This window comes from Achromobacter sp. DMS1, assembly GCF_001270295.1.
The window spans coordinates 1-13026 of record NZ_LHSJ01000106.1 but is presented as its reverse complement, the minus strand read 5'-3'; the positions used below and the strand labels follow the sequence as shown (position 1 = coordinate 13026).

General features: G+C 65.5%; 10 protein-coding genes and 2 pseudogenes. All 12 read right to left on the bottom strand.

The genetic code is table 11. From position 1 onward, the window contains the following. The coding region (locus AD428_RS13990) for a DEAD/DEAH box helicase family protein (RefSeq protein ID WP_160318585.1) at positions 1-1638 on the bottom strand (1638 nt) is incomplete at its 3' end. Next, on the bottom strand, positions 1628-3415 hold the full coding sequence (locus AD428_RS13985) for a site-specific DNA-methyltransferase (RefSeq protein WP_053243746.1): 1788 nt from the start codon (positions 3413-3415) through the stop codon (positions 1628-1630). The genes AD428_RS13985 and AD428_RS13990, both read right to left, overlap by 11 nt. After that, positions 3412-4254 carry a PD-(D/E)XK nuclease family protein gene (locus AD428_RS13980; RefSeq protein WP_053245588.1) on the bottom strand — a complete coding sequence of 281 codons (843 nt, stop codon included), beginning with the start codon at positions 4252-4254 and terminating at the stop codon, positions 3412-3414. The genes AD428_RS13985 and AD428_RS13980 overlap by 4 nt, the downstream gene beginning before the upstream one ends. Positions 4255-4322: 68 nt before the next feature. Continuing rightward, the gene (hslO, locus tag AD428_RS13975) at positions 4323-5252 is read right to left on the bottom strand and encodes an Hsp33 family molecular chaperone HslO (protein WP_053245587.1); all 930 of its coding nucleotides are present in this window, start codon (positions 5250-5252) and stop codon (positions 4323-4325) included. A gap of 39 nt (positions 5253-5291) precedes the next feature. Continuing rightward, positions 5292-5813, bottom strand: a complete 522-nt coding sequence (locus tag AD428_RS13970) for a gamma carbonic anhydrase family protein (protein WP_053245586.1) — start codon at positions 5811-5813, stop codon at positions 5292-5294. A gap of 42 nt (positions 5814-5855) precedes the next feature. Next, positions 5856-7530 (bottom strand): annotated as a pseudogene (locus AD428_RS13965) (acyl-CoA synthetase). A gap of 126 nt (positions 7531-7656) precedes the next feature. Beyond that, complete coding sequence (locus AD428_RS13960; RefSeq protein ID WP_152968093.1) at positions 7657-8526, bottom strand: UDP-2,3-diacylglucosamine diphosphatase; 870 nt, start codon at positions 8524-8526, stop codon at positions 7657-7659. Positions 8527-8611: 85 nt separating this feature from the next. Continuing rightward, positions 8612-9340: a site-2 protease family protein gene (locus AD428_RS13955; RefSeq protein WP_053245584.1), complete on the bottom strand. Its 729-nt coding sequence runs from the start codon at positions 9338-9340 to the stop codon at positions 8612-8614. Further along, positions 9337-10251 carry a DUF2167 domain-containing protein gene (locus AD428_RS13950; protein WP_053245583.1) on the bottom strand — a complete coding sequence of 305 codons (915 nt, stop codon included), beginning with the start codon at positions 10249-10251 and terminating at the stop codon, positions 9337-9339. The genes AD428_RS13955 and AD428_RS13950 overlap by 4 nt, the downstream gene beginning before the upstream one ends. 125 nt (positions 10252-10376) lie before the next feature. Then, positions 10377-10894: pseudogene (locus AD428_RS13945) on the bottom strand (RDD family protein). Between the two features lie 170 nt (positions 10895-11064). Then, entirely contained in the window at positions 11065-11253 is a 189-nt protein-coding gene (locus AD428_RS13940; protein WP_053245582.1) for a hypothetical protein, read from the bottom strand. A gap of 313 nt (positions 11254-11566) precedes the next feature. Next, on the bottom strand, positions 11567-12994 hold the full coding sequence (locus AD428_RS13935; RefSeq protein WP_369798762.1) for a THUMP domain-containing class I SAM-dependent RNA methyltransferase: 1428 nt from the start codon (positions 12992-12994) through the stop codon (positions 11567-11569). Between the last annotated feature and the right edge of the window lie 32 nt (positions 12995-13026).

Genomic DNA, 13026 nt, shown 5'->3' with positions numbered 1-13026 from the left:
GTGCTGGGCCTGGCCGATGGCGCGCAGGCAGCGCATCGTGGCCTGCAGGACGAAGACCTTGGACTTGGGTTCGCGGAACAAGCCAACGCCGAACAGTGAGCGGCAGTTCCAGCCTTCGCGCCCCTTGTTGACCAGCAGGATGAACTGCTTTTCCGATCCTTCGGTGTCCAGGCGGTTGAACTCGCGGATGTCGTCGTTGGTGGTGAGCTTGTCGTCGCCCACGTTGACCAAGATGCGCGAGGTGGGGATGCCGTGCTTGAGGAGCACACGCTCCACAGCGGGTCGCAGTTCTCCGGTCAGCTCGTCGATGGTGGATGCGAAGAAGGCCAGCTTGGGCAGAAGCCCTTCCGGCCGCAGTCCTTCGGTTTCCTTGAGGAAGGTCTCGATGGCGATGTCGACAAACTCGTCGGTGCGGGTGTTGGCGTAGCCGTGCAGGGTCACCTTCTTGAGGAAACCCTTGTCGATGGCCTCCTTGAGGCCGTAGGCGTAGACCACCTCGGGCAACACCTCGCGCCCCACGTAGGGCGTGCCGGTGTAGTTGTAGCAGGCCACCACCCGCGTGCCCGCCGCGTTCAGGCTGGCGGCGAGGATGTCGATGGTGGTGCGCAGGCTGGTGTCGGTTTCCTTGGTGCCCAGGCCCATGTCCTTGGCCAGCGCCTTGCCGAAGGCGTGGTGCGCCTCGTCCACGTAGATACCCAGCTGCTCCAAGCGACGCAGTTTCTCAAAGCGCTGGTTAGTGGTCAGCTCGCCTTCCTCTTCCGGCTGGTCGAAGTTGTAGAGGTCGGCGGCTTCGGCATAGACACCGGTGGCGGCCAGGGTTTCGCCGGTCGCGCCGAACAGCTTGTCGACGGAGGTCTTTTCCTTGCGCTGGCGCTTGAGGATGATCTTCTGCGTGTTGGAGACGATGATGTTGAAGCGCGAGCGATCCAGCGTGTCGAGTGAGGTGCCCGCCTCCTCGAGGTAGTGGAAGCGCAGGTGGGTGGTGAGGAAGTTGACGTACTCCGGCGGCACCACGCGGGTCAGGTCGAACGACTCGATCTCCTTCAGCGACTGCAGCACGGTCTTGTCCGGGGCGAACACCAGCGCGTTGTGGCAGTAGCGCGGATCTTTCTCGAACTTGTTGCCCAGCAGGAACTCGTAGAAGATGCAGGTGGCCATGAGGATGGTTTTGCCCGTCCCCATCGTCAGCGCGAAGATGTAGTTCGGGTAGGCGCGCGAGTTCTTGCGCATCTTCTCGAACAGCCGCTTGTACGAATCCAGTTCCAGCTCGTCCGTTTCGCCGAACTGGAACATCTCCTGACCGGCGGTGCCGAGGAAGGAGCCGAACTTGCGGCCCTCGAACTTGCCGCTGCGCTCGTACCACGCCTTGAAGATCTCCTCGACCTTGGCGTTGTCGAGGAACTCCTTGAGAAAAACGTAGGTTTCCAGCGCCTCGAACTGCGGCTGGCGCAGGAAGGCCTTGGGGTTCTTTTCCGGGTTGTTGAAGTCGAGGAACTTGCGCGTTAGCTCTTTGTAGTGCGAGCGGATCGCCCCCCGGTTGTCCTGGTGGAACTGCCACAGGAAGCGAAAGAAGGCGAAATCCAGCGACGCGCCGGACGAGCTGGCCTTGGCCGAGGTGGCTGTGCGTTTAGTCGCCATGGGCCACGCTCCCTTCCCAGGACTCCGACAGCAGGTCGGTGATCTTGACCCGGATGGTGCCTGCATCCTCCGGCACCTTGTACCTGCCCTTGACCATCTCGTTCTTGCCCGGAATGTCCACCACCGCCGGTTGCAGTACTGCGCCGTCGTAGTTCCAGTCGATCAGCACCGACTCGACCAGCTCCTTCCAGTCCTCCACCGACTCCTTCTGCAGAGAGAGCTTCTGCAGCAGGTTCATCGGGTAGAAGCGCTCGATGACCAGCTCGCCGTTCTTCACCACGACCTTGGCCTCGGAGTCGCGCTTGAACTCCAGATTGGCCTTGTCGCGCAGGATGTCCACCACCTCGACGTCGATCTTGAAGGGCTTGGCGGCCAGCTCCAGCTGCGCGGCCAAGTCCGGCTCATGGCCCATGCAGACGAGGGTGATCTTCTCGACGGGCCGGTTCGGGCTCTCGTTTTGCTTGCGCTCCCAGGCCTTGTAGTCGAAGCCCGCGATCAGCTCGTTCAGGTCGGCGCGCGTGGCGATGCGGTTGACCGGCATGATCTTGATCATGCGCCCGTCCTTCTCGCCGTCGAACACGGTGCTGAACTCCAGCTTCTGTACCTCCAGCGCCTCCAGCAGGAGCTCCTTGGCCTGCACCGGGTTGCGGAAGATGTCGTAGTGGTTGACGTTGTAGACCTCGAAGCCGGTGTAGTACTTGGTGTCGGGGTTGAGCGGCTTCTGGCGCAATTCCTCGGCCACCTTGATCAGCCGCTTGGTGGTCGTCTGGATCGCGCCGAGGTTGATGTCTGCGCCGATGAAGCGGCGACCGAGCTTCATGGCAACTGCCTGAGTTGTGCCTGAGCCCATAAAGCAGTCGAATACAAGCTGACCAGGATTCGAACACGTGCGGACAATTCGCTCTAGAAGCTCCTCGGGCTTTTGTGTCGGGTATCCGGTCCGCTCTGCACCAACGCCCGCGATAATTGAAATATCCCATACGTCTCGCATGGGCATCCCTTTGGTGTCTTCCTCCGATGTAATCTTCCTCGTACCGCTCTCGGCGTCGAGTATTTGGGTCTTGCCGCCGAATCGCTTCATGTAGCTCTCAGATGCTTCTTCGTACTCTTTGTTGAAGACCCGGTTACTGTCCTTCTTTTTGGCGTACCAAAATAGGTTGTCATGCATCTGTTGAAAGTTTTTCGAGTTGCTTGGCCAGCGACGATAGCTCCAGATGATTTCGTTAATGAAGTTCTTGTCGCCAAACAGTTCGTCCAATATGCACCGAATATGATGTCCCTTTGTTGAATCGCAGTGCAGAATGATCGTCCCATCTTCCGACAGCAACTCCCTGATTAAGGCAAGCCGTTCGTAGATGAATTGGAGAAACTCATCGTTCGTCCAAATATCTGAGTACTGCTTTTCCTCGATAGCACTCGAATCCCCGGCATATTTCTGCCCCTTAACCTTAATTTTGAGCTTGTAATCAGCCTTGGAATCAAAAGGTGGGTCGATGTAAACAAGGTCAACCTTCCCCCTGAACTGCTTCAGCAAGTGACTCATCACCTGCAGGTTGTCACCCCAGAAGATCTTGTTGCGCCAGCCGTCCACCTCTTCGCCGTGGATTTCCTTCAGCTGCGCGGGGTAGTACTGCGTCGAGGTGAACGGGCGCTTGCCGCGCCAGTTGAGCATCGGGTAGCCCTTGATTGGCTCGAACTCGTATTTCTCGACGTGGGTGGTGCCACCATCGGGCGTGGCCAGTTGCAGGGACTCCTGCGCAGGGGTGTTCTTGCTCATTGGTCGTTTTTCCTGAATTTCCAGTTCTTGTTGTCGCAGTAGGCGCGCATGTCGCAGCTCTGGCACAGCTTGGCCGGGCGTGCGGCCATGCGATAGTCCTGCCGCTCGATGCGCGCCACGATGTCGTCGAACCGCGCGATGGTTTTGCCGATGGCGCGGTCGTCCTTGGTGAAGGAGACGTAAGGGTTGCCGCCGTCCTCACCGGTGTAGTACAGATGCATCCGGCTGACCTTCTGGCCGGTGCGCTCTTCCACCAGGTGGGCGTACACCTCCAGCTGGTGCTGATACTGGCGCAGCCGCTCCCGGTCCTTCTCCATGTCGGGCTTCTTCTCCGACTTGAAGTCGATGATCTCGACCGTGTCGTTCTCGCCCCGGATCAGGTCGACGCTGCCCTTGAGGATGTACTGATCCTTGACCAGCGATATCTCGACCTCGGCCTCTTTGATGCGGTCCCAGTTGCCGTTCTCGCGCTCGTAGTAGCGCAGCACGTGCAGCAGCGCCGCCTGCTGTGAGGAGGGCGCGAGGTAGACGCGCTCTTTCTTGGAAAGCATCGCGTAGTTGGCCGAGAACCAGCCCCGGCCCCTGCGGATGGGCATGCAGGGGCAACAGGGACTGCAGGAATGCGGCGCGGATGCGCCGGGGATCGCCATGCGCCATGGCGCCCGCGCGGGCCGCTTCCAGCAAGGCCAGGTGCAGTACCTGGCGAACCTGGTGCCAGCGGCCGCCTCGATGGCGGCCAGCCCCAGCAGCAGAAGCAGCGCAGCCAGCACCGTGAATTCGACGGCGGCGGCGCCCGATTGGCGTCGTCGGCGGACGGAAGGCAGAAAAAAGGCGTTCATGGCTGCGCAGTATGGCGCGTGCCGTGAACGCCTGGCGATACGTGGTTGCCGGGGGGCGGGCGGCCGGCTCAGTGCATCGTGGGCGGCTTGTCGTCAGCGGCCGGCGCACTGTTGGAGAACAGCGCGGCGCAGTCCACGGCGTCGAACACATAGGGCTTGCCGCAGAAGTCGCAGGAGACTTCCACCTGCCCCTGCTCGGCCACGATTTCCTCGATTTCGGCCCGGCCCAGCGAGCGCAGCATGCCGGCCACCCGCTCGCGGGTGCACGGGCAGTGCCAGCGCACGGGCAGCGGCTCGAAGGCCTGCAGGGTTTCTTCCCAGTACAGTCGGCGGATGAGCGTGTCGGTGTCCGTTTCCAGCAATTCGTCGTTCTTGAGCGTGGAGGCCAGCGCCAGCGCCCGCTCCCAGCTCTCGTCGGCGGCCTCGGCCGACAGCAGCGGGTTGTCGCCGCCGCCATGCACGGGCAGGCGCTGCAGCAGCAGGCCGGCGGCGTGCTGGCCGTCGGCCGCCAGCCACAGGCGGGTGTCGAGCTGCTCGGAGGCTTTCATGTAGTGCTGCAGGGCTTGCGCCACCGTGTCGCCTTCCAGGGGGACGATGCCCTGGTAGGCCTGCTGCCCGGGAACCTTGTTGCGCGGGTCGAGCACTACGATGAAGCGGCCGTTGCCGCCCGGGTTGAGCAGGCTCTGCATGTCGCCATGGGCCGGCACGTCGTGGCCTTCGCGCATTTTCACGGTCGCGCGCAGGCTGAGGTCGGCGCGGCATTCCACCACCAGCAGGGCGATGGGGCCGTCGCCCTGGATCTGCAGGACCAGCGAGCCGTCGAACTTGATGTTGGCGGCCAGCAGCGTGGCGGCCGCGACCAGTTCGCCGAGCAGTTGCAGGATGGCGGGCGGGTAGTCGTGGTTGGCCTGGACGGCCTGCCAGGTGTCGTGCAGGCGCACCGCCTGCACGCGCAGGCTGCGGTCCGCGTAGAGGTATTTCTTGAGTTGATCGGTCATGGGTGGAATGTTAGCCGATCGGCGGGGGCGGGCGGACGCTCAGTCCAGGCGCTTGAGCGCCTTGCGGTAATGCTGGCCGCGCGCCACGTAGTGCGCGGTGTTCTTGTGCATGTTGGCGATTTCGTCCGCCGAGAGCTCGCGCACGATCTTGCCGATGCCGATCACCAGCGAATTGTCGGGGATGACGCGGTCTTCGGGAATGATGGCGCCGGCGCCGATCAGGCAATTGCGGCCGATGACGGCCCGGTTCAGGACGATGGCCTGCATGCCCACCAGCGCGCCCTCGTGGATGGTGCATCCGTGCAGCATGGCCTGGTGGCCGACGGTGACGTTGGGCCCGATGGCCATCGGACAGCCGCCGTCCACGTGCAGCACGCTGGATTCCTGGATGTTGGTGCCCTCGCGGATGAGGATGGCGTCATTGTCGCCGCGGATGGAAACGTGGGACCAGATACTGACGCCCGCTTCTAGCGTCACGTTGCCGATGATGTCGGCGCTGTCGGCCACATAGGCGGAGGGGTCGATGCGGGGAATGAGGTCGTCGAGTTGGTAGATAGGCATGGTTTGCGTGTGTCTCGGTTGCGCGCCGCGGCGCCGGCCGGCCTAGATTCCGGCCTTGGCCGCCGCGAGGGCCCGGTCTTCTTCGAGCTGGCGCAGGATCCGGCGCTGCACCCGGCCGTTGGCGGTCATGGGCAGGGCGTCGAGGAACTCGATTTCGGCCGGGACTTCATGGGCGGGCAGGCCCTCGGCCAGGTACGCCCGCAGGGTTTCGGCCAGGGATTCGCGTTCGTCCAGGCCCGTTTCGGCGGCCAGCGCCACGTAGGCTTTCACGGCTGTGCCCTGCGCGGCGTCGGGGCGGGGAACCACGGCCGCCTGGCTGACGGCGGCGTGTTCCATCAGCCGGCGTTCGATGGGCGCGGGCGCGATGCGGCGGCGCCCGCGACGAAAGCGTCTTCGACCCGGCCGGCATACCAGAGATAGCCGTCGGCGTCGGCCGAGGCCAGGTCGCCCGTGCGGCACCAGTCGCCGGTGCAGCGGGCCTGGGTGGCCGTGTCGTTGCCCCAGTAGCCGAGGAACAGGACGGGGTCGGGGAAAGCCGTGGATGTCCTGGCGGCCGACCGCCGATCTCCCCTACCTGGCCCGGCGCGGCGGGGCGGCCGTCTTCGTCCAGCACGGCCACGAGATGGCCGGGGTAGGGTCGCCCCATGCTGCCGGGACGCGCGGGCCAGCGCTTGCGGCTGTTGCCCACGACGTAGTTGGCCTCGGCGGTGCCGTACATTTCGTTGGGCTCCACGCCCAGCGCCGATTCGCACCACGCGGACAGCCCCGCGCCCAGCGTCTGGCCGCTGGCCATGATGCTGCGCAGGGCCCAGGCGTAGCGGTCGCGCGGCTCGGGGTCGGCCTGGCGCAGCTGGCGCAGCACGGCGGGAGACAGGCAGGCGTTGGTGATCTGGTAGCGCTCCATCAGTTCGTAGGCTCGCACGGGCGAGAAGCGCGCGCGCGTCGCCACGATGGGATGGCCGAAATACAGGGTGGGCAGCAGCGAGTCGGTCAGGCCTTCGGGCCCGGCCCAGTCCGCGGGCGTCCAGAACACGTCGCCGTGGCGCGGAAACCAGTCTTGTGAAGCCACGAAGCCTGGCAGGCTGCCGATCAGGGCGCTGTGCGGCAGCAGGGCGCCCCGCGGCGCGCCGGTGGCGCCCGAGGTGTAGAGCAGTATGGCGGGGTCGGAAGACAGCGTCTGTACCGTCTTGAACTCGCCCGGCTGGCGGGCGAGCAGGCTGCGCCAGGGCAGCACGCGCTCGTCGGCGAAGCCGATGCCGATGATCTGGTGCAGATTGGGGCAATTGTCGCTGATAGACAGCAGATTGGCGCTGGAAGCGTGATCGACGATGGCCACGTGCGCGTCGGCGTCGCACAGCCGGCTTTGCAGCGCGTCGGGGCCGGACTGGGCCGAAAGCGGCATGGCCACGGCGCCCACGCTGTAGATGGCCATGTGCGCCACCACGGCTTCCGGGCGCTGTCCGAGCACCACGGCGACCCGGTCGCCCCGCGCCACGCCCATTTTCATCAGGCCGTTGGCGAGCTGGTTGGTCGCTTCGCCCAACCTGGCGTACGTCCAGACCTCGCGGTTGCCGGATTCGTCCTCGTGGTAGATGGCGATGCGACGCGCGTCCGGAGTACTGGACGCCCAGCGGTGGCAGCACGCTTCCGCAATATTGAACTGGGTGGGAACCAGCCAGCGGAATGTTTGGTAGAGCGCCTGATATTGGTCGTTCATGGCCCTATGTTGTAAGCATGTTGCAGCGAGAACGGGCCGCCGGCCCATCGCCCCAAGCTGCAAGCATGACCTAGAGGGACGGGAACTGCAATATCCGCGTTGCGTAATGGGGACGTATAAGGGTTATCACGGGTGCCGGCCTTGGCGCCGCAACGCCGAGGGAAGCGCCGGCAAGCTGAGCGAGCGGGGCTGCCGTTTGGAGAAGCCGGCCTGGCGCGCGGCCATCTCCGCCGCCCAGTCCAGCAGCTGCAGCTGCCCGTCGTGCGTTTCGCCCAGCGCGGACAGGCTTTCGACCCAGTCTCCGTCGTTGCAATACAGGATGCCGCCCACGTCGCGCAGCTCCGCTTTGTGGATGTGGCCGCACACCACCCCGTCCAGGTCGCGGCGGCGCGCCTCGCCCGCCAGCGCTTCCTCGAAACCGCTGATAAAGGAAACGGCGTTCTTCACGCGGTGCTTCAGATACTGCGACAGCGACCAATAATGCAGTCCCAGCCGGTGCCGCAGGCGGTTGAAGTGATGGTTGATCCAGAGCGCGAACTGGTAGAGGCCGTCGCCCAGGTGGGCCAGCCAGCGGCTGTGGCGCACCACGCCGTCGAACTGGTCGCCATGCAGCACCAGCAGCCGCAGGCCCTTGGCGGTGACGTGCACGTCTTCGTCCAGGATCTCGATGTCTCCGAACGCGAAGCCGATGAATTCCCGGGCGAACTCGTCGTGGTTGCCGGGAATGAACACCACCCGGGTGCCGTTGCGCGCCTTGCGCAGGATACGCTGGATCACGTCGTTGTGGGTGCGGGGCCAGTGCCAGTGGCGGCGCAGTTGCCAACCGTCCACGATATCGCCCACCAGATACAGCGTGTCCGAATCGTTGCGCTCGAGGAAATCGAGCAGGAAATCGGCCTTGCACCCGGAGGTGCCCAGGTGAATGTCGGATATCCAGAGAGTGCGCCAGTGCGTGCGGACGTCGTTCACAGTGGGTTCCAGGGACGCTGTGCTCATGCCTGGAGATGAAATCACCCGCCGATGACGGCCATGTGAATATGCGGTGACCGGGTTGTGACACCCGGCCCGGATTTCCCGCGCGTTACTGCCCGCGCAGCCCGCCCAGCATGTCGTGCACGTCGTGCGCCATGACCGCCAGCAGGCAGACCAGCGCCAGGTAGGCGCTGCCGTAAGTCAGCCGGCTTTCCAGCGACACGCCGTAATAGGCCTGGTTTTCCGGCAGGCCGGGGTCGTACTTGAACGCGCGCACGACGTTGGGGATGGCCAGCAGCGCGACCAGGACCAGGATGGGGCTGGGCCGCCACAGGAACACCGCGGCCAGCACGGGCACCCCCACCAGCCATACCCGCGGCGTGAGCACCGCCGTGATGCGCCCGCCGTCGAAGGGCGAGAGCGGGATGAGGTTGAACAGGTTGATGAAGAAGCCCGCATAGGAAAGCGCCAGCAGCAGGTTGCTGCCGGTTTCCCGCGCCGCGAAATAGCACAGCAGCGAGGCCAGGGTGCCGGCGAACGGCCCGCCCAGGCCCACATAGGCTTCCGTGTCCGCGTCGCGCGGCTGGTCTTTGAGCTGGATCCACGCGCCCACGAAGGGAATGAACACCGGCGCGCCTACATCCAGTCCGCGCTGCCGCGCCGCCACGTAGTGGCCCAGCTCATGGACCAGGATGAGGGCGACGAAGCCCGCCGCGTACCGCCATCCAAACACCAGGGCGTAGGCGGCCACCGACAGCAGCATGCTGCCGCCGGTGGCGAACAGTTTTCCGAATTTGAGAAACTTCAGTCCGGAAAACAGCAGGAACAGCAGTTTCATGCCTGCTGCGAGTCCTGCGCTTTCTCCTTCTTGCCGCGCAGGCGCTTCCAGAGGCCGCCGCCCAGCGCCGCCGCGGCGAGCACGAACACCTTGGCGAATTTCGCGACGAAAGCGGCGATGACGGCGAACAGGCCCAGCTTCTTGGCGGCCACGCCGGCCACCAGCGCCGCCAGGCCGTATTCGGCCACCTTGTCGGTGGAGGCGTTGAAGTCGGCGTAACGCTTGCCTTCCACGTATTCCAGGTTGTCCAGCAGGGCCAGCACGGCGCCCTTGTCTTTGGGCACCGCGCTTTTCTGGGTAATGAGGTCGAGCGTGATGTAGCCGTCGCGGCCCAGCGCGTAGGTGTTGTAGTTCACGGTGGGGTCTTCCGACAGGCCCGCCTTCTTGTGCCTGGCCGCCACCGACCACACCAGGCGCTGGGTGGCGCTGTCGTAGCGGGGCGCCTGCACCCAGCCGTCCACCGTCAGCTCGGGAAAGCCGAGTTTCCTGCGCTCCTCGTTGGACTGTTCGGTGCCTTCGCGCAGGCTGGTGAGCAGTTCACTCACATTCCAGTTGCGCGCGTCGTCGTCCTTGATGTAGCCGGCCTTCTCGAAATTGACCGTGATGACCCAGTCTTCGTCGTCGGCCTTGGGCATGACCAGGCCCAGCAGCGTCGCGTCCTTGCCGTTGCCGTAGGCTTGCATCAGGCGTTCGGCCTGCGGGCGCGGCACGAACAGCATCCGCTCGGGCAGGTGCACCACCGCCTGGTCCGCCAGCTTGACGTCGGTCGGACCAGCCTGAGCGGCGGCATAGGCGGCTCGGGCGGCCGCCTCGATTTCCTGCCGGGCCTCGGCGGTCTGCGCGCAGGCGCCCGCAGGCAGGAACAGCAAGGCGCTGGCGGCCAGCGACAGTCGGGAGAGAAACGCTCGCATGATAATGGGGACATTTAAAAAGGGGCCCCATTGTCTTTGCCGGAGACTTTCAACTTTCTGAAAGCCAGGCGCTATTTCGCCGCCGGATTTTGCTGCTTGTAACGTCTTGTGAATCCAGCCTGCGCTCAACGCCGCCTGGGCCGGGGCGGCGCGTTGCGCAGGCGCGTGCCCAGCAGCCTGTCGTGCAGGAACTGGCCGTCCGGATCGAACCACGACCACACGAAGATGGTGAAGGGCGCGGCCACGATGAACATGTCCATGGAGCGCCAGCCGGTCAGCGACGAAGCCGCCCAGACCAGCGCCGCGCCCGCCAGCACCAGGGGCCAGGCGAGCACGTAGCGCAGGATGAGCCGCGCCGTGCCCGGCGTGTTGCCGTCGCGGTCCACGAGGCGGATGTTCCAGGTCTGCATGGGCAGGGTCTGGCCGCGCGCCGCCAGCAAATCACGAAATAGGCTCCGATCACCAGAAACAGCCAGGCCTGTCGCAGGCCCCGCAGGTCCATGCCGCTGCGGCTCTGGGTGAGCGTGTCCATGAGGTAGCCCGCCAGGAAAACCACGCCGAACAGCAGCACGGCTTCGTACATCATGCAGGCAAACCGGCGTAGCCGGTTGGGCGTCTGGTCCAGGGGAAGGGCGGCGGTCATGCCGTATTATTACGCGCCCCGGCGGGAAAAGGCGAGCCAGAGCCGCGCTTTCGCGCTGGCCGCCCTGCAAGGCAAAAAAAACCCGCCGGTTAGGGCGGGTCTTAAAAGGGGCTGTGCAGCCCCCAAGGGGAAAACGTTCGTCAGGCGCGAGCCTGGGGGCCGGGGTCCGCTCAGGCGGCAGAGTGCGCGTCTTTGGCGCTCGTCTTGCCGGCCAGGCTGCGCAGACCGTGCGCCAGCTTGCGCAGGCCGGCGGCCAGGGCCCGCATCGGATGCGGACGGAATTGTTCTTCAATGGCCTGCAGCATCAGTTGACGTTCCAGTTCGTCGGTCAGGCGGATGGTGTTGTTCGGGTTGATCACAATAGCCTCCACGGGCTTGCACAGTGTGTTTTGCTACTAGGGATAACCCAAATTATAGGGGTTAACCCTAAACCATGCAAGCGGGCAGTGCGGCTTTGCAACATCCTGATGCTGATAATGCCCCAATTCGGCGCCCGACGCACCACGGCAAGTCTGGTGTGTCTGTGTTGCGGCGCTTTTACAACGGCCCGAAGACGGGGGGCGCCGCCGATGGAACGGGGCGCGGGCCGGACGGCGCCAGCAAGCGCGCCGCCGCGCGTTGCGGCGCACAAGCGGGACCGGGCGGAAAACCGCCGGAGGCGAAGCGGGAAAATCAGCGGTCGCGGTAGCTGGCCGCCACCAGCTCGAAGCCGAACAGCCGGCAGTCCAGCGCGCCGTTGTGCAGCGGAATGCGGCGGCGCGGCTTCAGGCGCAGCTGCTGGGGCAGGCTCATGTCGCTGGTGATGACGTGCAGTTGCCAGCCCGCGAAGTTGCGCTTCAGGCAGCTCGACCATGCGCGCCACAGGCCTTCCTGCTGCTCGGCCTGCATGCGCTCGCCGTAGGGCGGGTTGGTGACGATCCAGCCGTGGTCGGCGGGAGCGGGAATGTCGCGGGCGTCGCCCACCTCGAAACGGATGGTGTCGGCCGTGAGCCAGGCGCGCTCGGCGTTGGCGCGGGCGAATTCCACCGCGCGCGGATCCAGGTCGTAGCCGACCAACGGCTGCTCGATCTGGGGCAGGATCCGGGCCCGCGCGTCGTTCTTCAGGTCGCGCCAGCGGTAGGCGTCGTGGCCGCGCAGCCGTTCGAAGCCGAAGGGCCGCGATATGCCGGGCGGCACGCCCAGCGCGATCCAGGCCGCCTCGATGAGAATAGTGCCGGAGCCGCAGAACGGGTCCAGCAGCGGGGCGGCCGGATCCCAGCCGGCCAGCGCCAGCATGCCGGCGGCCAGGTTCTCGCGCAGCGGCGCTTCGCCCTTGTCGAGCCGCCAGCCGCGTTTGAACAGCGATTCGCCCGAGGTGTCGAGGTAAAGGGTGGCGGTGTGGCCGGTCAGGAACAGATGCACGCGGGCGTCGGGACGCACGGTGTCGATGTCCGGGCGGGCGCCCTCCACCTCGCGCAGCCGGTCGCAGATGCCGTCCTTGGCGCGCAGGTTGCAGTACTGCAGGCTCTGCACCGGGCTCTTGACGGCCGAGGTGTCCACCCGCAGCGTCTGTTCCGGGCCGAACCAGCGTTCCCAGGGCGTGGCGCGGGCCAGGTCGAGGATGTCGTCTTCGTGGCTGATTTCGGCGTGGGCGACCTGGACCAGGATGCGGGTGGCCAGGCGCGAATACAGGTTGGCGCGCTGCACGCCCGACCAGTCGGCCGTGAAGGAGCAGCCGGCGCGGCCGGCCTGCGCGTCTTCATAGCCCAGCGCCTGCATTTCGGCGGTGAGGGCTTCTTCCAGACCCTGCGGGCAGGGCGCGAACACCTTGAAGGTTTCGGCCGGGCGCGGCGTGCGCGGGCGGCGGCTGCGCTTCTCGACCACGGGGGCGTGTTCCGCCTCGCGCCAGTTCTCGGGCGCGGGGGCGAATTCGGGGGCTGGACCGTCGTCTTCGAACGGATCGTGAAAGCCGCCCGCCGAGGCGGCGGGCGCGACGTAGTCGAGGTCGTCCCGCGGATGGGCTGGCCGGGCCGTGTTGGGCCGCGCAGCGCCGGGCCGGGATTTGCCAGGCCGGCTCGCGTCAGATCGGATCGCATCAGGTCGGATCGCATCAGGTCGGATCGCATCAGGTCGGGCCGCGTCAGGTCGGGCCG

Bases quoted from the DNA above. Each gene is read 5' to 3' on its own strand.
- AD428_RS13985 (WP_053243746.1), bottom strand. From the start codon at position 3,415: ATGAGCAAGAACACCCCTGCGCAGGAGTCCCTGCAACTGGCCACGCCC.
- AD428_RS13980 (WP_053245588.1), bottom strand. From the start codon at position 4,254: ATGAACGCCTTTTTTCTGCCTTCCGTCCGCCGACGACGCCAATCGGGC.
- hslO (WP_053245587.1), bottom strand. From the start codon at position 5,252: ATGACCGATCAACTCAAGAAATACCTCTACGCGGACCGCAGCCTGCGC.
- AD428_RS13970 (WP_053245586.1), bottom strand. From the start codon at position 5,813: ATGCCTATCTACCAACTCGACGACCTCATTCCCCGCATCGACCCCTCC.
- AD428_RS13960 (WP_152968093.1), bottom strand. From the start codon at position 8,526: ATGAGCACAGCGTCCCTGGAACCCACTGTGAACGACGTCCGCACGCAC.
- AD428_RS13955 (WP_053245584.1), bottom strand. From the start codon at position 9,340: ATGAAACTGCTGTTCCTGCTGTTTTCCGGACTGAAGTTTCTCAAATTC.
- AD428_RS13950 (WP_053245583.1), bottom strand. From the start codon at position 10,251: ATGCGAGCGTTTCTCTCCCGACTGTCGCTGGCCGCCAGCGCCTTGCTG.